At 42.6% G+C, this 18788-nt stretch carries 18 protein-coding genes; 10 read left to right on the top strand and 8 right to left on the bottom strand.

The features are described 5' to 3' along the window. Nucleotides 1–8: 8 nt before the first annotated feature. A complete protein-coding gene (locus DFP77_RS15605) occupies nucleotides 9–1079 on the bottom strand; it encodes an ABC transporter ATP-binding protein (protein WP_114413160.1) in 1071 nt (356 codons plus the stop codon). A gap of 185 nt (nucleotides 1080–1264) precedes the next feature. On the opposite strand from DFP77_RS15605, the gene DFP77_RS15600 reads away from it, so the two are divergent. The 4 genes from DFP77_RS15600 to DFP77_RS15585 all read left to right on the top strand — a co-directional run bounded on the left by DFP77_RS15600 (nucleotide 1265) and on the right by DFP77_RS15585 (nucleotide 4459). Further along, nucleotides 1265–2062, top strand: a complete 798-nt coding sequence (locus DFP77_RS15600; RefSeq protein ID WP_114413159.1) for an MBL fold metallo-hydrolase — start codon at nucleotides 1265–1267, stop codon at nucleotides 2060–2062. Next, entirely contained in the window at nucleotides 2059–3120 is a 1062-nt protein-coding gene (locus DFP77_RS15595) for a LacI family DNA-binding transcriptional regulator (protein ID WP_114413158.1), read from the top strand. The genes DFP77_RS15600 and DFP77_RS15595 overlap by 4 nt, the downstream gene beginning before the upstream one ends. After that, nucleotides 3110–3880, top strand: coding sequence for an inositol monophosphatase family protein (locus DFP77_RS15590; protein WP_114413157.1), 771 nt, complete (start codon nucleotides 3110–3112; stop codon nucleotides 3878–3880). The genes DFP77_RS15595 and DFP77_RS15590 overlap by 11 nt, the downstream gene beginning before the upstream one ends. 63 nt (nucleotides 3881–3943) lie before the next feature. Beyond that, entirely contained in the window at nucleotides 3944–4459 is a 516-nt protein-coding gene (locus DFP77_RS15585) for a YgjP-like metallopeptidase domain-containing protein (RefSeq protein WP_114413156.1), read from the top strand. Nucleotides 4460–4532: 73 nt separating this feature from the next. On the opposite strand, the gene DFP77_RS15580 is transcribed toward DFP77_RS15585, so the two are convergent. The 3 genes from DFP77_RS15580 to DFP77_RS15575 form a co-directional block, all read right to left on the bottom strand. Then, nucleotides 4533–5198, bottom strand: coding sequence for a 7-cyano-7-deazaguanine/7-aminomethyl-7-deazaguanine transporter (locus tag DFP77_RS15580; protein WP_114413155.1), 666 nt, complete (start codon nucleotides 5196–5198; stop codon nucleotides 4533–4535). Between the two features lie 199 nt (nucleotides 5199–5397). Continuing rightward, on the bottom strand, nucleotides 5398–5502 hold the full coding sequence (locus tag DFP77_RS19890; protein ID WP_258861191.1) for an HPP family protein: 105 nt from the start codon (nucleotides 5500–5502) through the stop codon (nucleotides 5398–5400). A 40-nt stretch (nucleotides 5503–5542) separates the two neighbouring features. Continuing rightward, a complete protein-coding gene (locus tag DFP77_RS15575) occupies nucleotides 5543–5896 on the bottom strand; it encodes an HPP family protein (protein ID WP_258861190.1) in 354 nt (117 codons plus the stop codon). Between the two features lie 112 nt (nucleotides 5897–6008). On the opposite strand from DFP77_RS15575, the gene DFP77_RS15570 reads away from it, so the two are divergent. After that, nucleotides 6009–6563, top strand: coding sequence for a TetR/AcrR family transcriptional regulator (locus DFP77_RS15570; protein WP_114413154.1), 555 nt, complete (start codon nucleotides 6009–6011; stop codon nucleotides 6561–6563). A gap of 24 nt (nucleotides 6564–6587) precedes the next feature. Here the strand turns inward: DFP77_RS15570 and DFP77_RS15565 are convergent, their stop codons facing one another. From DFP77_RS15565 to nhaC, 4 genes are all read right to left on the bottom strand, one after another. Continuing rightward, nucleotides 6588–7445: a PA4780 family RIO1-like protein kinase gene (locus DFP77_RS15565; RefSeq protein WP_114413153.1), complete on the bottom strand. Its 858-nt coding sequence runs from the start codon at nucleotides 7443–7445 to the stop codon at nucleotides 6588–6590. 103 nt (nucleotides 7446–7548) lie between these two features. Continuing rightward, nucleotides 7549–8448 (bottom strand): hypothetical protein, encoded by a 900-nt coding sequence (locus DFP77_RS15560; protein ID WP_114413152.1) that lies wholly within the window; start codon nucleotides 8446–8448, stop codon nucleotides 7549–7551. A gap of 336 nt (nucleotides 8449–8784) precedes the next feature. Next, complete coding sequence (locus DFP77_RS15555) at nucleotides 8785–10035, bottom strand: DEAD/DEAH box helicase (protein ID WP_114413151.1); 1251 nt, start codon at nucleotides 10033–10035, stop codon at nucleotides 8785–8787. Nucleotides 10036–10213: 178 nt separating this feature from the next. Continuing rightward, nucleotides 10214–11701, bottom strand: coding sequence for a Na+/H+ antiporter NhaC (gene nhaC, locus DFP77_RS15550; protein ID WP_114413150.1), 1488 nt, complete (start codon nucleotides 11699–11701; stop codon nucleotides 10214–10216). Nucleotides 11702–12437: 736 nt separating this feature from the next. Between nhaC and DFP77_RS15545 the strand changes: the two genes are divergently transcribed. From DFP77_RS15545 to DFP77_RS15525, 5 genes are all read left to right on the top strand, one after another. After that, nucleotides 12438–13169: a response regulator gene (locus tag DFP77_RS15545; RefSeq protein WP_114413149.1), complete on the top strand. Its 732-nt coding sequence runs from the start codon at nucleotides 12438–12440 to the stop codon at nucleotides 13167–13169. Further along, nucleotides 13169–14002, top strand: coding sequence for a substrate-binding periplasmic protein (locus DFP77_RS15540; RefSeq protein ID WP_181858576.1), 834 nt, complete (start codon nucleotides 13169–13171; stop codon nucleotides 14000–14002). Before DFP77_RS15545 ends, DFP77_RS15540 begins: the two co-directional genes overlap by 1 nt. Next, entirely contained in the window at nucleotides 14002–16341 is a 2340-nt protein-coding gene (locus DFP77_RS15535) for an ATP-binding protein (protein ID WP_114413147.1), read from the top strand. Before DFP77_RS15540 ends, DFP77_RS15535 begins: the two co-directional genes overlap by 1 nt. A 178-nt stretch (nucleotides 16342–16519) precedes the next feature. Beyond that, the gene (locus tag DFP77_RS15530; RefSeq protein ID WP_114413146.1) at nucleotides 16520–18187 is read left to right on the top strand and encodes a GGDEF domain-containing protein; all 1668 of its coding nucleotides are present in this window, start codon (nucleotides 16520–16522) and stop codon (nucleotides 18185–18187) included. 280 nt (nucleotides 18188–18467) lie between these two features. After that, a complete protein-coding gene (locus tag DFP77_RS15525; RefSeq protein WP_114413145.1) occupies nucleotides 18468–18713 on the top strand; it encodes a hypothetical protein in 246 nt (81 codons plus the stop codon). Nucleotides 18714–18788: the final 75 nt, after the last annotated feature.

Here is an 18788-nt window from a genome sequence, read left to right as displayed (position 1 = left end):
CTCATTGATTAAACAGTAACGGCATGGTTTTTTTGATGTTCGGCATGTTCTACGTTTTTAGTGAAAGCATGCAGAGCATCGGTGGGAACGCGTAAAGTAACGGGAGTATTCTCAGGTAGATTCTGGTCGTGATCTGCCTGTATGGTGTGCTTCCCGCAGCGCACACTAATTTGGTAGTTGTTGCCAAAGAACACACTTTGTTCGACGTGGCCGTTGATCACCAAGCCCGTATGGAAGTCATCTTTGCTTGCAGGTTGCTGAGTCGATAGCACTGCATTTTCACTACGAAAATAAATGTCTAATGGAGTGGCATGGTTACTCAGGTTTAGACTGAAAGCGTCGTCGTTAGTGGGCCACTCGATATGGTTTTCTGCCCCCATAAAGTCGGCAACAAAAGGCATACTTGGGTGGTGATAAATTTCTTCGGGTGTACCGATTTGTTCTATTTTTCCTTGGTTTAACACGGCGATTCGGTCCGCCATGACCAAGGCTTCTTCCTGATCATGGGTGACTATGAGTGAGGTAAAGCCAAGTTGTTTTTGCAGGGCTTTGATTTCATGGCGAACGCTTAACCTTACCTTTGCATCAAGGTTCGAAAGCGGCTCATCGAGAACCAGCACATCGGGTCTGATCGCCAAAGCACGAGCCAGAGCCACTCGTTGACGCTGCCCTCCTGACAAGGCGGTAACCTTCTCATTTTCTAATCCCTCTAACTTAACGATGCTCAGTAACTCGCTAACTCGGCTTTCTATTTCTGCCTGTTTGGCTTTTTGAACTTTGAGCCCGTAGCCGATGTTTTGTGCGACGGTCATGTGAGGCCAAAGAGCGTAACTTTGAAAGACCATGGTAATGTTGCGTTTTTCGGCGGGAAGCTGAGAAACGGCTCGGTTACCGGCAAAAATTTCGCCATTACTAACAGGAACGAAGCCGCATAAGGCATTGAGTAGCGTGGTTTTTCCACAGCCAGATGGACCGAGTAAGGCAATCATCTCGCCTTGCTCAACGGTTAAATTGATATTGTCTAATATCATTTTTTTGCCGTAGCCTGCCTGTAAGTTTTTTATGTGTAAGTGCGCCATGCCTTGTCTTTTCTCCAAACCGATAAAACGAGTGTCGGTAGGATTTTTGAAGTTTTTTTAACAAATGAACACGTGTTCAGTGATTTGTAAAAAAAATGCAATCTCTAACCGACATTATGGTGGCCTACTTTGTCGGATCTTTATGACAATTTAATTAAGCTAAAAAGACATCTTGGTGAGGCAGTATGAAAATTGACGTAATTGGTAGTGGTAGTGCGTTCTCTAAACGCAACAATACCTCCTCGATTAGAATTATAGATTGTCAGCAAAACCAATGGCTTATCGATTGTGGGCCAACGGTGCCACGTGCGATTTGGCAGAGAAGTATTGGTGTGAATGATATTCAGGTAATTTATTTTACGCACATACATCCAGACCATAGCTCAGGTTTAGCCGCGTTGATTAACCAATGGAAAAGTTTCAATCGCACGGAGCCTTTGACTATTTTTTGCCAAGCCGAACAGCAGCAGCCTCTAAAAGCGCTGGTGGAGTTGGCTGTGTGGCCGGAAACTCAGGTGTGTTTTGAGATTCATTGGCAGGACATTGCGGACCAATTCGAATGGAAGCACTGGCACATCCGCACAGCGAACACTCAGCATGAAATGGCGAACAAAGCGATTCGAATTACGGCCGATGAAAAAACCTTGTTTTACAGTGGAGATGGTCGTCCTACTGCTGCTAGCCAGTCGTTGATGAAAGATGTGGACATGGCTTTTCAGGAATGCGCGTCTTTTGAGGCTTTATCTAATGACTCCTCTCATGGGGATTTGCCAGGTTGTGAGCGCTTGCTTGTGGACACTGGTGCTAAGGCGTTGGGGATTTATCATTGTTTTGATGAGGCGATACCGAGTTTATTGCAAGCTGTGAGGGATATTCCTGACATGTTTTTGAGTCGAGATGGTCTGCTGCTGGATTTAGACGATATCGACCTTAGTCATCATGCCTTTGATTCTCTTTCAATAGGACAAGGAGGAAAAGTGTGAGCGATTCTCGGGGTGGCCGATCTGTGTCTGCCGAAGATGTTGCGAAACTCGCTGGCGTGTCTCGTGCGTCTGTGTCTCGCGTGTTTAGCGATCAAGGCAATGTGGCTCGCGAAACCCGCGAAAAAATATTACAGGCGGCGAATGAGTTGGGTTATCAAGTCAATTTTTTGGCTCAGGGTTTAAACCGTAAACGCAGCCAGTTAGTCGGTGTGGTGGTGGCGCGCTTAAGTGATCCTTTTCGTAGCAGTTTGCTTGAGGGCTTGTTGAGTGAAATTCAGCGTAAGGGCTATCAAGCCCTCGTTACAGAAGTGCGTGATGCGGACGAATTGGAAATGACCATTCGGCGCTTTACGCAATTTCGTGTGTCGGGAGTGGTCGTCACATCCGGCCAGCCACCAGTGGAATTGGTTAAAGAGTGCGTACAACATAATATTCCTGTCGTCGGCATTAATCGTCATATGGATATCCCTGATGTGGATTTTGTCTGTTCCGACAATAAAATGGCAGCCGTTCTTGTTGCGGAGCAGTTTGTGCGTTGTGGCTGCTCGTCTATTGCTTGGCTGAATTATAAAGACTCTACTTGGTCTGGTATCAACCGTGGTGAGATGTTTTGTCAGGCCACGGCTGAGATAGGTCTATGTGATGAGAGCGATTTACTTCATATTGTCGCCGACATGGATGGATATGAAGGAGGAAGGCAAGCAGCTCACGTCTTTTGTGCTGAAGGTGGGAAAGTCGATGGTGTGTTTTGTGCTAATGCTCAGCTGGCCTGCGGCTTTTTGGATGGGATGCGAGAAAATGGTTTTGATGCCCCCCAAGACTTTCACATCATTGGCTTTGATAATACGCCGCAAACTGCGCAATACAGTTATCGCTTGACGACGATTCATCAAGATGTCGAGGAAACCGCGAAGCGTGTCTTATCTTGCTTGGAAGCCAGGGGGCAAGATCCCTATATTGATCAAACTATAGAAGAAATACCGGTCAAATTGGTGATTAGAAATACCTCGCCAGACTTTGAATTGACCAGCATAAGGACAAAAGAACATGCAAGATAGCTATCAGATTTTAGAAACCGCAATTAGAGCGGCTGGCAAACGTGCTCAAAGCCTTCGTCAGTCTGGATTGTCAGTAACCACAAAAAGTCGGCAAGATTTTGTCTCTCAGGCAGATGTTGCGGTTGAAGCAGAGTTAAAAGAAGTGATTCGAGGCCTATTCCCAGACGATGGTTTTTTGGGAGAAGAAAGTGGTCTGGTTCAGGCTTCAACCCCAGAAAACAGTGGAGTCTGGGTGATTGACCCTATTGATGGCACCACTAATTACCTTCAAGGTATGGACTATTGGTGTGTTTCCGTCGCTTATGTAAAACACAACGAAACCCAGATGGGCTTTGTTTATGCGCCGGATAGAGAGGAGTTTTTTATTGCCAAGAAAGGTCAAGGTGCGTATTTGAATGGCGTTCAATTAACTATTCATGAGCCTAAAAAAGGTCAAGCACTTCTGGGATTAGGGCGGTCTAATCGCCGACCAGTACAAGAATATTGCGATCTTATCTTGATGTTGGATAAACAGAATATCGAATACCGACGCTTTGGCGCGGGCGCTCTCATGCTGGCTCATGTGTCATCTGGACTGGTTCATGGCTATTTTGAGTCTCATTTAAACAGTTGGGATGCGTTGGCGGGCTTGCTGTTAATCGAAGAGGCAGGCGGTCAAGTGACGGACTTTCTTAAGAACGATGGGTTGTTAAACGGTAACCAGGTTTGGGCTGCGAGCCCACAGCTGTGGCAAGATTTGAGTCCACTGTTAAGTTCTTGAATGGTGTTTTTTCAATAACTCTGCGAAGATTGTCGGCCTTAAAATACGTGATCGATAGAGTCTATGAGTCAGAATACTGGGTTTAAAAACTATCTTGGCGCTTACAGCGCACAGGTTCAACAGCAAGCACAAACCTTGTTGGACTCGGAGAAGTCTGGTGAGTGGTTATTAAAAAAATACCCAGTAGCTCACACGTTAAACGGCCCTCGAGCTTTGTATGATTATGCGATGGCTTTGAAGAACGATTTTATGCGCAGTTCGCCGCCGATTAGCAAAGTCATTTATGATGACAAAATCCATATTATTAATAACGCGCTTGGCTTACATACTTTTGTCTCTAGAATGCAGGGCAGCAAGCTAAAAGCGAAACATGAAATTCGTATCTCATCTTTGTTTCGGCGTATTCCTGAGCCGTTATTAAAAATGATCTTGGTACATGAGTTGGCGCATCTTAAAGAAAAAGATCACAACAAGGCGTTCTATAAGCTGTGCTGTTATATGGAAGCGGATTATCATCAACTGGAGTTTGATTTGCGCTTATATTTGAGTCATCGAGAACGATTCGGCGACTTATGGTAAGTCAGTGGAAGGAAGCAGAGAGCGAACATAAAAAAGGCCTATTTCTGATCAAATAGGCCTTTTTTAAACTATTTTATGCGTTGGCTAGCTTGAAGTCTGGCTTAATCGCGGTGAGCTTTTTCGTTAAGTAATTCAATAACACGCCATACATTGGGATAAATAGTCCAAGACTGATGATCAGCTTAAAGCCGAAATCAGCCAGTGCAATAGCTTGCCAATGTTCCGCCATAAATGCATCAGGGCTTTGGTAGAAGGCGATCCCAAAGAATGCCAAGGTGTCTAATCCGTTGCCAAATACGGTTGACGCTGCAGGAGCGACCCACCATGCTTTTAACTGGCGAAGTCGATTAAATACCTGAATATCAAGAACTTGACCTAGCAGATAAGCCATTAAGCTTGCTATGGCAATACGGCCAACGAACTCGTTGAATGAAGCGAGTGCTCCGAAGCCTTGAAACTGTCCCTGCGCAAAGACTACCGATAGCACATAAGACACGATTAACGATGGAATCATCACTAGAAAAATGATTTTTCTCGCTAAAGCGGCGCCGAAGATTCTAACGGTTAGATCCGTTGCCAAAAAGATAAACGGAAAGGTAAATGCACCCCATGTGGTGTGAAAACCCGCAACGGTGAAAGGGATTTGTACTAGATAATTGCTTGAAGCAATGATTAGTAGGTGGAACATTGCAAGGTAGCAAAGCGCCTTGCCTTTTTGCTCAGATGTGAACGTACTCATATTGTGGCCTTTTTCGTTTGCTTGGGGTGAGGGAACCCAAATTAAAAAGCTCGCTTTTAATTGACGAACTTTCAGTGTTTTCTATTTTATACATCTGACCATAAGGTCAAATGCGGAGCGAGATTATACATGAAACGCTTGGTTAAAAAAGAGCCAGCAGTAAAAAATCCTGTAAACCTGTGTCTATCGTATGTCTCGTTTACTTAGTTGGCTTTATTGGGTAACCAATGCGTGAGATCCAGTTATGATAAAACCAACCAAATAGAATAATAAGCAGGCAGCCAGATAGAACCGGTGAAAGCAAAAATCCCCATGACGCATTGATTGATAATACTAGAAGCGGATTAGCGCCTGCGGGGGGGGTGTAATGTATTGGTTAGCATCATCAAGGAAACACCAACGCCAACACTTACGGCCATTGTTAGTGGTGTCACGTCCCAAAATTGTAAGCTAATCAGCCCTATGGTTGTCGTTAGTAGATGGCCTCCTAGAATGTTTTTGGGTTGAGCTAATGGGCTATTTGGTAAAGCAAATAAAATGACCATGGTCGCGCCAAAAGGGGCCATGACTCCAAGATACTCTGGTGCAAATTGAGCGCCTTGAGCAATCATAAATATACATAGGGTTGCTCCTATTCCTGCCAAGCCGATAGTGAAGTATCTTGATTGGTAAGATGATCGAAAAAATCTCGATAACATGAATGTATTCCCCTAAGGTTCAAATAATCAGTGGGAGACTGATCTGTCTCCCTGATGGTAGACAAGTCTGTTCACCCATGTCAATATTCATTTTAAGTGAGGGAGAAGAGAAGTGACGAAACCTGATTTATTAATACACACGGCGTTTAAGCTTTTTTATCTGCATGGTATTCATGCGGTTGGAGTCAACACTATTTTGGCTGAAGCGGGTGTGGCGAAGAAAACCTTGTATCATCATTTTGCAAGTAAAGAGGCATTGATAGAGGCGGTATTGATCTATCGTGACCAAATATTTATGGACTGGTTAACGGCTCGAATGATGTCGGCTGGCGATGGGAAATTCGCCGTTTTAGGCTTGTTTGATGCGCTAGATGACTGGTTTCACGATAGAGTGGACGTATTGCTTCCCTTCAAAGGCTGTTTTTTTGTCAAAGCGAATGGTGAATTTTCTGATCACATGGTGAATGACATTTGTCAGCGCCATAAGCAAAATATAACGTCTTTTATCCAAGCAAACCTTGTCGGTCATTCATCGGAATTATCTGCAGTTGATTTAGCGCAGAGTATCAGTCTGTTGAAGGAAGGAGCGATTGCCCAAGCTTACGTTGCAGGTGACTTAGATGCGGCCAAGAGGGCAAAAGACATGGCTGTTGCCCTCTTGGGGTAAGAATTAAAATCTGTACCTGATTGATCAGTCTTCATCCTCGGAGCTGTTGATTCGAGCTAGCCTATCTTGCTCTTCCTCGAAGGCATCTTGGATTTCTTGTAAAACAGAGTCCACATCGGCTTCTTCGGTCGGTTCTTCGAAGTGGCCAGTTAACTCCGTGTGTGCGGTTAGCTTGCCTGCTTCAAATAACGCCCACATTTCTTTGGCGTATTTGGTTTCCAATAGTTCTGGTGCGAACATGCCGTAGTAGTTGCGCATGTTGTTTACGTCGCGTTCTAGCATCCATTCAGCATTATTGTTTGCGACAGCGTCGACAGCTTGAGGAAGGTCAATGATGACAGGGCCATGGGAGTCTACTAAGACGTTGAATTCCGATAGATCACCATGAATTAAGCCAGCAGACAGCATGCGGACAATGTCTTTGATGATGGTGTCGTGATCGCGTTTAGCTTGTTCAGCGGTGAGAACAACATCATTCAGTCGTGGAGCAACATCGCCGCTATCATCGGTGACAAGCTCCATCAATAAGACGCCATCGAAGCAGCCATAAGGCGTTGGGGCGCGTACACCTGCCGCCGCCAATCGGTATAAAGCGTCGACTTCGGCGTTCTGCCAAAGGTTTTCTTGTTCATCGCGGCCAAACTTAGAGCCTTTTTCCATCGCTCTAGAGCGACGGCTATTGCGCACTTTCCTGCCTTCACGGTATTGAACAGCCTGTTTAAAGCTGCGTTTACCGGCTTCTTTATAGACTTTTGCGCAACGGATCTCTGATCCGCAGCGAACTACGTAGACAGTCGCTTCTTTTCCGCTCATTAATTGTCGAAGTACTTCGTCTACTAAGCCGTCTTCGATGAGTGGTTGTATTCTTTTAGGGATTTTCATGCGGCTCGTTATACAGTGATTAGGTGGCTAATGAAACAACCAGGAATAGAAAATAGACTTTTTCACTGGTGTTACGAAATCGTGTTTACCTGCCATTACTGTCTTATTCGTTGATTTCACGCTTGTTATATTCGCTCCTCACCAGATATTCGATCATTTCATTGATTTTCATGTTCCTGTCTTCTGCTAGCGCATTGAGCTTTTGTTTGGTGTTGAGAGTCATGCTAATGCTATAAGGTTTCTTGCCGCTAGATTTCTCACGAAATTTTTTCTGGCTCCAAGCCTTCTTCATTTTATCAATGATTAATACTTTACGGTCTACGTTATCAGATAAATCAATAGTAGCAATAACTGCCGCTTTTTTTTCTGTGTCTGAGGTCGGTATCCAGGCCTGCTCTAAAGGTCTTTGTGTGATATTTTGTAGATAAGACCATGCCCAATGCCATTGTGCTGGGTTGTTTTCTTCTAGCCAATTGATCAGCGTATTATTAGCCTGTATCTCCTGCCATTTTACTTTCAGTGCTTCTAAGATGTCTTGTTGCTGCTTGTGATCGGCTTCGCCATCATAAAAAGCTGTTAATACGTCACTTTGCCTTTCCGCCGGTGTTTCTCTTTCAATAATAAATGCTTTGTTTGACAGTAATTGTAATGAATTATTGGTGTCGGCTGTGTCGAGTTCCGGCTTTTTAGTGAGGCGCTTTAAGTGACACCATAACCAGTTGCATAAACGCTCATCTTTTTTATCAATCCACCTGAAATAACTCGAAGGAAGTTGAATGGATCTAAAAGCGGTACGCATTTGCGAGGCGAAGTTTTTAGGTGCTCGATTTTTATTAATCAAACTCTCTAGTTCCTCGTTGAGTTTTGATAAACGTTCTTCGAGAGACTCTCCTCGTAAATTTCTTGCTGAGCTTCCTTTAATTGTTTTCAGTAAATAATCCGCATAAAAGGCACATTCTCTTTCTGATGCTGCTTCTAAAACTTCAGCGTTGCTTCTAATCATGCGGTCGATCCTTTTTTGACTGTTTTTTGTTTAAAAATACAAAATATTACTGTGTAGAGTTTTTCGTAAATCTTACGTGTATTTTAGTAACCTTACGGTAAATTTACAGTGAATCAATAGTAATTAAAAGAGTTTTTCTGATGATTTTATAGTGACTAAAAAGTCCGTTTTTTTTTAAGTGGTAAAAAATGTTTGCATGCAGGAACTAGATCAAGAAGTGAGTGGCTTTATGGGTACAGAAAGGTAAATGTAAAAATACCGTGACGTCATCGGTTTATGACGGCGCGGTATTTTCATTGAGAGGGAAAAGGGTTCGAGGGGGTAAGAGGTGAGCTTTTAGCGTCGCTTTCTTTTCGGCTTTTTATCTGTTGATGAGGAAAAACCGAGCGCTTTGGCTCTTAATTCTTTTTTGGAGGGTTCACGTCGTTTTGCTGAGTTATCAATAATATTAAGGTCAGGCTCAAAGCCCGAAAGCCATTGGGGGATGAACTGCTCATCGAGCATCTTTTCAATATCGGTTAATAGATAGCGCTCTTTTTCAGTGATCAAACTGATGGCAATACCTGTTGCGCCTGCTCGCCCCGTACGTCCTATACGGTGAATATAATCTTCGGCATTGTAGGGCAACTCGTGATTAATAACGTATTGCAACTGATCGATATCAATACCCCTTGCAGCTACATCGGTGGCCACAAGAGCACGAACTTTGCCATTTTTAAAGTCAGTTAATACTCTATCTCTTGCGCCTTGGGATTTATCTCCATGGATAGATTGGGTCGCTATTCCATCTTTTTGCATCTCTTTTGCTAGTTCATTTGCTCCTTGTTTGGTGCGTGTAAAAATAAGTACCTGTTGCCAGTTCTTTGAGCCGATCAAGTATGAAATAAGCGCACTCTTACGGTTTTTATCAACGGCATAGATGGTTTGTTCAACTTTAGATGCTGTGGTATTTCGATTGTCTACTTCGATGAGTTGAGGATCTTTTAAAAGTGTTTTGCTTAACGCGAAAATTTCGTCATTAAAAGTGGCTGAAAAGAAAAGTGTTTGTCTGGTTTCAGGTAGTTTTTTTAATATTCTTTGGATGTCGATGATAAAGCCCATGTCCAGCATTCGGTCGGCTTCGTCGAGTACCAGTGATTTCAGGTCACTTAAATCAATTAGATTTTTCATTATCAATTCAAGCAGGCGCCCAGGTGTTGCGACCAGTACTTGGCAGCCATTTCTAAGTGCATCTAGTTGGACATTAATACTGGCGCCACCATAAGCAACTACTGATTTAACAAGAGTATTAGCACTGTATTTCTCAAAACTTGCATGAACTTGTTGAGCAAGCTCGCGAGTTGGAGTGAGTACAAGGACTTGAATACCAAGAGGGTTATCATTTGATTCTGTCGTAAGAATCTGGTGCAAAAGAGGCAAAGCGAATGCAGCAGTTTTCCCCGTACCTGTTTGTGCACCTGCCATCAGATCTTTTTTAGCTAGCACAGCTGGAATAGCTGCTTGTTGAATAGGTGTTGGGGTTGGGTAACCAAGGTTTTGTACTTGTAGAAGAATGTCTTGGTGAAGTCCTAATGAAGCAAAGCTCATGGGTTTCCTGCTAATAATAAAGATGCAAAGTTAGACTGTATTGTAGCACCTTGCTCTTCTTACTGATGGGCTTTTAACATGTTGAGACTGGGTTATTGGAATAAAACTAGAAAAGGCAGATCTAGGTAAGACCTGCCTTTATTGGTGCATCACATTTTATGTGCGAGACGGTGAGCCATTATTTGGTGGCTACATTGTAATCCATAACCAACTCGTTATTTTTCTTCCATGACTCTTGCTCTTCTGCAGACGCTTTAGGAGAGAAGAAACCTAATTGCGCATAGCTCAAGCCAAGGACAGGAGAGATCCAACAAGCAAAGGCTAGTGGAATATAAAGTAAGTTCTCGAAGTTACCATCGCCAATACTCAAACCTAAAGCACCGATAACAAAAGCACCACCTGCATTCCAAGGAACAAGAGGAGAAATCAATGTACCACCTTCTTCGATTGCTCTAGAAAGGTTAAGTGTTGAATATTTCATACCGCGATAAACAGGCGCATACATACGGCCCGGTAAAGCGATAGATAGATACGGGTCGCCTGCTACTAAGTTAGTCGCAACCGAGGTTAATGTTGCAGAAGTCTGAACGCCTTTAAAAGTGTTTACCCTTGTCATAATGGCGCTGATGACGGCTTCTAAACAACCGGTTCTTTCAAGTGCACCACCAAAACCCAGTGCAATTAAAATCAAGGAAATAGTCCACATCATTGACTGGACACCGCCACGGTTTAACAGGCTGTTGATCTCATCTGAGCTTGTAGTAATGGAGTAACCGCTATTGGCATAGGTGAGAATGTCATGAACGCCTGCACCCTGAGTGATAGCTGCAACTGCAGCACCGGCAAGAACACCGGCAAACAACGATGGAATAGGAGGCATGCGTCGCACTGCAAGAACAATAACAACCAATGCTGGAGCGAGTAACCAAGCAGATATTTCAAAGTTATTCTGCAAAGAAGTAGTGATGGCGTTAATGCGTTCAAAAGAACTGTTATCACTGCCGATCAATGTGAAACCAGCGATCAAATAAATAACCAAGGCAATCAACATCGCAGGTATAGTCGTTGGCATCATGTTTTTGATGTGAGAGAACACGTCTGTGCCTGTCACCGCAGGAGCTAGGTTAGTAGTGTCAGAAAGTGGTGAGACTTTATCGCCAAAGAATGCGCCAGAGACAACAGCACCTGCTGTCCAATACATTGGGATTTCAAAACCCGCCCCGATACCCATGAGCGCCAAACCAACTGTACCAACAGTCCCCCATGATGTGCCCAAGGATAGAGAAACCACAGCACAAAGAAGCATAGCTGCAGCAAGGAAGATCTGCGGCGATAATAATGTCAGCCCATAATAAATAAGTGTTGGAACGGTACCACTGGCAATCCACACACCGACTAACATACCAACAAGAATCAGTACTGAAACTGATGGCATGGACACGTGGATTACATTGAAAATACCTTTTTCGATTTGCTTCCACTTCAATCCTTGTTTGATCCCGACCAATGACGTGAGCGCCAAACCAATAGCCAGAGGAATGTGTGGGGTGAAATCGCCGAAGTAAAATATTTGAATACCAAGTAACGCAAGCGTCAGTACAACGGGAATAAGAGCAAGCCCTAAGCTTGGCTTATTCATCTCCGTAGATTCTGTGTTTATTGACATAGACGGTTCCTTTGCTTTCTTTTTTGTTGGGAGTAAAGAGGAAGGTGGCATGTGACATGCGATATTCTTCTTTCCTTCATATAAGTTTTAGCAGGAAGACTGAGTTTATTCACGAACAAGTCGTAATACTTTGTATGAACAATGTGAAAGCTAAATAGGACTATAAGCGACGTTTAATAGGCTTTTTAGTAGTAAAGTTAAGTTTGCAAGACTACTTGAAATGCTCTAATGAGAAACAACAATTGAAAAGTAATACGACACAGCCAGTCTATAAAAATAATTTATTACTATTTTTTGCGCTATTTTTGGGCAAATAAAAACGCCACTGAATCCTATATTTAAGTCGACTATTCCCTGTTGTGGTCCCTAATCCACATAGGACAATCAAAAATGCACCAAGGCTGATCTTATCTGATTCGACGACCAGTTTTGTTACATGCCACTGTAAGGGGGCGACATGTTTTTAGAGTTGATGAAGAGCCAAATTTGCACCTATGTCATTAAATGGCTTTATTTAATAATGCTGAGATAATAAAAGAGAACATTCTGTTTACAACTCATCCAAGTATTTACATTTTGTTAATATTCTACGAGAGAAAAGGGTTCTTATCTTTCTACGTCTTAATTGTTATAGTTCTGGAGCAAATCACATAATGATTTGTTCAATATTACAAAATAACGACAAAAATGATCATGAAATATTGGATCCAACTTTTACCTTGTGTAGTGCATCACTATGTTAATGTCAGACAGTAAAATCCTCATTGTTGACGATTCAAGTGTCATCAGAGAGACCTTAGAAAGTTACTTTGCAGAAGAAGGCTATACCGTCACCAGTGCTGAAACAGCCGAAGCCGCAGAACAGTTATTGATTGAGCAAGATTTCGATCTTATCTTGCTGGATATCCGCTTGCCTGGCAAAGATGGCTTAACCTTGACGCGAGAGCTGAGAAGTCGCTCTGAAGTGGGCATCATTTTGGTTACCGGCAAGCAGGATGATATTGATCGTATTATTGGGTTGGAATGTGGGGCGGACGAGTACGTTTGCAAACCATTCAATGCACGTGAAGTATTGGCACGAGGTAAGAACCTAATTCGTCGAGTTCGAAAACAGCGAGAACTGTCCAAGACCGCAGTTGAAGAACCAGTGCTACAAGCCATTGGAACATGGCAACTGGATACGTCTCGGCGTGTGTTAGTAAAATCTGACCGTAGTGTGAATCAACTAACTGAAGGGGAGTTTCAGCTGCTGTTAGCGTTAAAAATGAGCGAAGGTGCCGTCCTGACGCGAGATCAATTAATGGACCGGATTAAGAATCGTACTTGGAACGCTACCGATCGGACGATTGATGTCTTGATTGGGCGAATCCGTCGTAAATTAAGTGAAGACCCTTTATGCCCTCAAATGATCATTACCGTTCATGGTGTTGGTTATCTTTTTAGTCATTCAGCCCAAGACGATTGCTAGTGCTGGTTATTGTTTATAAGTGGACACTGGCCGTTATTTTTTTGATAAGCGCTTCTGTGCCTACTTGGGCAGAGTCGTCGTCGGCTGAGTTAGACAGTTTATCCGGGGCAACGGTAAGAGTGTGTGGAAACAATGCATACCCTCCAGTTACTTGGATAAACAAAAATCAGCAGATTGATGGAATCAATGTGGCCGTTATTCGACGTTTATTCGAGCCACTCGGTGTCACTGTCGACACCTTTCAAGACAGCAATTGGCGGCGTTGCATCAAAGAAGTGGAATTAGGCAATGTAGATATATTGTCTGGTTTTAAAACAGATGTCCGTCAGCAATTTATGACTTATCTTGATGCGCCAATTATTCGGGAGTCTATTTATCTTTATTACCCCATCGAGCACCCTCTTATGTTTGAAGGCTGGGAAGCATTAGCTGGCTTGCGAGTGGGAGTGTTAATGGGTGATAGCTTTGGCAATAAAGTCGACGCGGCACTACATAAATACCCCAGCCTTGAATTTGTTTCTACACAAGATCAAAACTTATTAAAACTGGCTGACAATCGTTTAGACGTCGTCCCTATGGGCGGATTGTCGGGCCAACTAGATCTTCGTCGGCTGGGGCTAGAAGGTAAAATTGGTTACACCAAGACAGATGTGAGCGACTTTTGGTATCTGGCTATTTCCAAAAAATCCTCATTAATTCAATGGCTACCATTGTTAAACCAACGCTTAAACCAGCTTTTGAAAGACCCAGAAATAGTATCCAAGCTAGTGACTAAATATCACCAAGTTTACAGCGAAGATCTTGATCTAAGTCGTAGGAGAGCTGAACAATAATGTCTCAATCAATGAAGTTTTCTTTGCTCTCCAACCTCCTGCGTTACAAAAAAATGCATCCTCTGGCGTATCGTATTTTTATTAAGCTGTTATCAATCAGTTTATTACTAGCACTTATTTCCACCAGTATTCAGGTGTTCAATGAATACCGACGTGAAAAGGCTTCAATGCAGCAGCAAACGGATTACATCACGTCATCCCATATCGAAGGGGTACGCAAGGGGCTCTGGGATTTGGACAGTGAGCAACTAGAGTTGCAGCTAAAAGGTATTATGAACTTTTCTAATGTGAATGCTGTAACACTGCATTCAGCTGACTGGAAAGAAGACATTATTGTCGGCGATAAATCCGCGATTCCAGATAATGGCACGACATTGCCTATTTACTATATCGGCCGTGATGGCGAGCCAACTACTCGCTTGTTGGGTGAATTGACGGTCTACCATGATTTGGCTGCGATTCAGTCAAAGCTGTTTCGTTCCGCCATCGAAATTGCACTTTTTCAAAGCTTATTAGTACTAATTAACGGAGTACTATTGCTGTTAATCGTTCACTTTATGGTGACCCGCCATCTTGAGTACATGGCTAGCTATACTCGTTCAATTGGTGCTGGAAATCTTAAAACGAGACTGGTATTACCGCATAAAACGCCTCGCCAAGACACAGATGAAATTGATTCTGTAGTGAATGCAATGAATGACATGCGAGAAGCGATACTAGAAGACATTAAACAGAAAGATCTGATCGAAGCCGAGTTGCGTTATCACCGTGATCAATTACAAGAGCAAGTGAGCCGACGAACACGACGATTACAAGGTGCAAAAGAAGCCGCAGAAAAAGCCAATGTAGCCAAGAGTCAGTTTTTGGCCACCATGAGTCACGAAATAAAGACACCGTTGAACGGCATTTTGGGGATGGTGGAACTATTGCAAAGTCAGCATCAGACTCCTCAAAGTGCGGAAAAACTCAGTGCTATTTATCAGTCAGGCGAAGCATTGTTAGAAATTCTTAATGGCTTGTTGGATTATGCTCGTCTAGAAGAAGGTATGTACAGTCCTGAGATTCTGCCATTCTCATTGAGTGAATTGGTGAATTCAACGAGCTTGTTGTTCTTGGCACAGGCTCGTCAACAAAACACTACTTTGAATGTCCAAATTAGCGAGCAGCTAGATGAACGTTATCAAGGGGCTGCTGGGGCGCTACGACAGATTTTGTCGAATTTGATTTCTAATGCCATCAAGTTCACTCACGATGGGTCTGTCACCATTTCAGTGGAGCCCGCCCAAGAGCATTCGGAGCAAGCCAAAGGTGTGCTGATTGAGGTGGAAGACACCGGAGTAGGAATTCCGAACCAATACCTTGGGCATATTTTTGAGCGCTTTAGTCAAGCCGATGAAAGCGTAACTCGACGCTTTGGTGGTACAGGGTTAGGATTGGCGATTACCGCTCAACTGGTGCGTGTTTTAGATGGTGAAATGGGGGTTGAAAGTGAAGAAGGGCGAGGCAGTGTATTTTGGTTTTATGTGCCTCTATTAGCGCTAGATCCTCCTCTTAGCTCCATTAGTGATGTGATAAAAGTGCCGCAGAAACTGGCGTCTATGTCTATCTTATTGGTTGAAGATACACCAATTAACCAAGCAGTCACCACTGAGCTATTAGAAAAAGACGGTCATAAAGTCACGCTGGCTACTGATGGGCAGGAAGCTCTAAATAAAGCCTCTGAACACCTCTTTGATTTAATCTTAATGGACATTCATTTGCCCTTGTTAAGTGGTTTAGATGTGGCTGATCAAATACGTCATTGTGACCATATCAATGCGCGCACACCAATTGTTGCACTAACGGCGAACGTGCTACCAAGTAATGTTAAACAATGCCACGACATTGGAATTCGGGCTGTTATTCCAAAACCATTTAAACGCGAATTATTATATCAAGTGATGGGTGAGCAATTAAGCCGGAGTTATCAGTTTGATGACGGTCAAGAAAGTGTCACAGGTCTGATTAATTCAAGCCTTATACATTCCCACTTAGTGGCTTTGGGTAAACAGCGTTTGCAGAAATTGATGTCATTATTCTCTACATCGGTGGAACGAGGCTTGGAAGAAATGGCTGAAATGAATGCTCAGCAAGACCTCTATGAGATTTCTGATATTGCTCACCGACTAGCGGGCGATGCCGATGCTGTAGGAGCTCAGGCCTTAGCTTATGCCTTCCGCGAGTTGGAAAGCCGTTGTAATGCCAACGGCGAAATAGACTTGAGTGCTGATATTACGAAGTTGACGCCGCTATATTTCTCAACTCTAGCACTATTAAAAGAGACGTTAAAAAATGCCTAATAAGTATTCATTATCAATCTCGGAGTGATGCCGGTCTTTTTTGGATAATAGTTACAAAACTCGTCTTTTTTATTTTTTAAATAAAGTGTTTCATTGACTCTCTGGCTTTGTATGGCTTAGTTGTTGCTTGTAAGTGATGTGCCTGCCTTTGTTTTAATTAGATGGAATCTTCGTATATATGACGATTAAGTCGCGCTTTTTACTCTCTACCACGTTCATTTTGGTATTAACTTGTTTCTTCTCTTGGCTTTCTATTCGTGTGCTTGCTGAAGATATTGTTGTGAGTTGGGTCGAGCGTTATGCCGAGAAACAAGCCAGATACGATAAAGTCAGAACCTTATTACCCCTAATTCAAGAAATAAACCTTTCTAAAGAATTTGCTGAGCTGGAGTCCTTAAAAGCGTGGGCAAAGCAGCCAAATAATGATTCATTAAAACAGCAAGCTTTGCTCGATACAGAGACGTTCAGAATGCGCTTTGCAGAGAAGTCCTACTTTATTGCATTGAAAGGGAGTGAGCGTTATTACTACAGCGACGAGGCTACCTCGGGGAATTTTTATCGTTATACCCTCGAGTCTACGAAAGAATCAGACGCTTGGTTCTATCAGATCATGGAACAAAATCTAGATCTCCATCTGAATGTAAACCCAGATGTAGAGCTAGGGGTAATTAAATTGTGGACTGATGTGTTAATCCGTCAAGGTGACGACGTCTTGGGGGTTGTTGGAACGGGGCTAGATTTGTCTGATTTTTTACATCAGATGGTTGAAAAACAAGATATTTATTCAGCAATTGTCTTTACCAATTATGAAGGCTCTATCCAGCTTCATCAGAAGGAGGAGTTGATTAACTACTCCTCTATAACTAAAAATGCCAAGGGTAAAAAGCTGGTTTTTCAATTGCTTGATGATGAAGAATCAAAAACTCGCCTAAAACAGTCTTTTGAGAGAGCAAAAGACAACCCAAATCAGACCGAAATGATCTCAGTGGATAAAGATGGGACTCGTCAGCTAGCCAGTATTATTTACATTCCCGAAATCGATTGGTTTCAAGTGAACTTTATTGATATTAATCGCTTTCTGCCATTGAGTGAGTTCTCCGGTCTGTTTATTGTCTTTTTTGTTAGTCTCGTTTTCGCCTTAATTATTTTTTATATTTTGTTGTCATTAATCGTTACAAGACCGTTAGCGGAATTAGACTTGTCTATTCGTCAGTTAGGTAAAAACCACTACCGTGCGCCCAAACTACGCTACTTTGCTGGTACTGAAATTAAGCGGCTGGTATCCCATTATCAAACAATGTCGACCTCTCTTTTAGAGTATCAGCACGAACTAGAAGAAAAGGTAAAAGAGCGAACGGCTGAATTAAATCGACTATCAACATTAGACCCTTTGACTGAACTATATAATCGCCGCGGTTTTGAAATACATATGAAAGAGTATTTGCAGTCGTGGCAAAAGGACCATGAACCCTTTGGTCTGATCAATGTTGATGTCAACGAGTTTAAATTAATCAATGATCGACTGGGCCATGCGGCGGGGGACTTTGTCTTGCAAAAAATAGCCTCTCATCTCTTGAGTGTGGTAGATAAAAAAGGTGTGGTTGCAAGGTGGGGTGGAGATGAGTTTCTAATTTTGGTTAGGGGAAAGCAGGAACAAGACCGTATTTCTAAACGCCTGCATGATGACAAACTTTTGCATGGAATTGACTTTAATGGGGATCAGATCTTCCTCCAATTTAGCATCGGAAATGCATTTATTCAGGAAAACGATACATTAGAGTTACTTTTAAATAGAGCTGATAAAGCTATGTATGAAGAAAAATTTCATGCGAAAACCTCTAGTTAATTAAGTAGTAAAGATCGATGTAAAATATAAAAAAATAGCCGTTTTAAATACAAAGTCAGTACTAATTTTTTTATTATCTTTTTCTAAATTTTAGCTAAATTTCTTAAGGTATTAATGAAGTGAGTTATTGATTTAAGCATAAGAGAATTAAGTAAAAAATAAGAATCAAACCTGTTGTTGGATTATTGTAATAACGTAACTGAAATGTATTATTAATTTTGAAAACATATGTTTTTGTGAAGTCTACTTATTATAAAAATAACATTCAGGTCTGAAAATTATGAAAAAAACGATTCTACACACTGCCATTGTTGGAAGTCTTCTATCCATCGGTGCAGTTCAAGCCGCTCCTTCCTTTGATGGAAATTTCGAGTTAAATACCGATGCCATTTCTAAAGCAGAAGGTGATTCTACATACAAGCAAGATGGTCGCCTTGAGCTAAACGTGACAGGCAGACACACAATGGGTGATAACTTCTTCGCGGGTAAAGGCTCCCTTCTTATAAAAACGGGTATACGGATTTAATGGTTGATGGGGCACCTTCACCCCATCAATCTGATACCACCCTCAGATGGTTGATAGATCGACTCCGTAGTTGAG

The organism is Marinomonas foliarum (assembly GCF_003337275.1).
Lineage (GTDB): Bacteria > Pseudomonadota > Gammaproteobacteria > Pseudomonadales > Marinomonadaceae > Marinomonas > Marinomonas foliarum.
The sequence above is the reverse complement of the archived record's forward strand: the minus strand, read 5'-3'. Positions and strand labels throughout refer to the sequence as shown.

What these genes read in the sequence shown, in the direction of transcription:
- DFP77_RS15605 (WP_114413160.1), bottom strand. Translation starts at nt 1,079, where the DNA reads ATGGCGCACTTACACATAAAAAACTTACAGGCAGGCTACGGCAAAAAA.
- DFP77_RS15600 (WP_114413159.1), top strand. Translation starts at nt 1,265, where the DNA reads ATGAAAATTGACGTAATTGGTAGTGGTAGTGCGTTCTCTAAACGCAAC.
- DFP77_RS15590 (WP_114413157.1), top strand. Translation starts at nt 3,110, where the DNA reads ATGCAAGATAGCTATCAGATTTTAGAAACCGCAATTAGAGCGGCTGGC.
- DFP77_RS15585 (WP_114413156.1), top strand. Translation starts at nt 3,944, where the DNA reads ATGAGTCAGAATACTGGGTTTAAAAACTATCTTGGCGCTTACAGCGCA.
- DFP77_RS15580 (WP_114413155.1), bottom strand. Translation starts at nt 5,198, where the DNA reads ATGAGTACGTTCACATCTGAGCAAAAAGGCAAGGCGCTTTGCTACCTT.
- DFP77_RS15575 (WP_258861190.1), bottom strand. Translation starts at nt 5,896, where the DNA reads ATGTTATCGAGATTTTTTCGATCATCTTACCAATCAAGATACTTCACT.
- DFP77_RS15565 (WP_114413153.1), bottom strand. Translation starts at nt 7,445, where the DNA reads ATGAAAATCCCTAAAAGAATACAACCACTCATCGAAGACGGCTTAGTA.
- DFP77_RS15560 (WP_114413152.1), bottom strand. Translation starts at nt 8,448, where the DNA reads ATGATTAGAAGCAACGCTGAAGTTTTAGAAGCAGCATCAGAAAGAGAA.
- DFP77_RS15555 (WP_114413151.1), bottom strand. Translation starts at nt 10,035, where the DNA reads ATGAGCTTTGCTTCATTAGGACTTCACCAAGACATTCTTCTACAAGTA.
- nhaC (WP_114413150.1), bottom strand. Translation starts at nt 11,701, where the DNA reads ATGTCAATAAACACAGAATCTACGGAGATGAATAAGCCAAGCTTAGGG.
- DFP77_RS15545 (WP_114413149.1), top strand. Translation starts at nt 12,438, where the DNA reads ATGTTAATGTCAGACAGTAAAATCCTCATTGTTGACGATTCAAGTGTC.
- DFP77_RS15535 (WP_114413147.1), top strand. Translation starts at nt 14,002, where the DNA reads ATGTCTCAATCAATGAAGTTTTCTTTGCTCTCCAACCTCCTGCGTTAC.
- DFP77_RS15530 (WP_114413146.1), top strand. Translation starts at nt 16,520, where the DNA reads ATGACGATTAAGTCGCGCTTTTTACTCTCTACCACGTTCATTTTGGTA.
- DFP77_RS15525 (WP_114413145.1), top strand. Translation starts at nt 18,468, where the DNA reads ATGAAAAAAACGATTCTACACACTGCCATTGTTGGAAGTCTTCTATCC.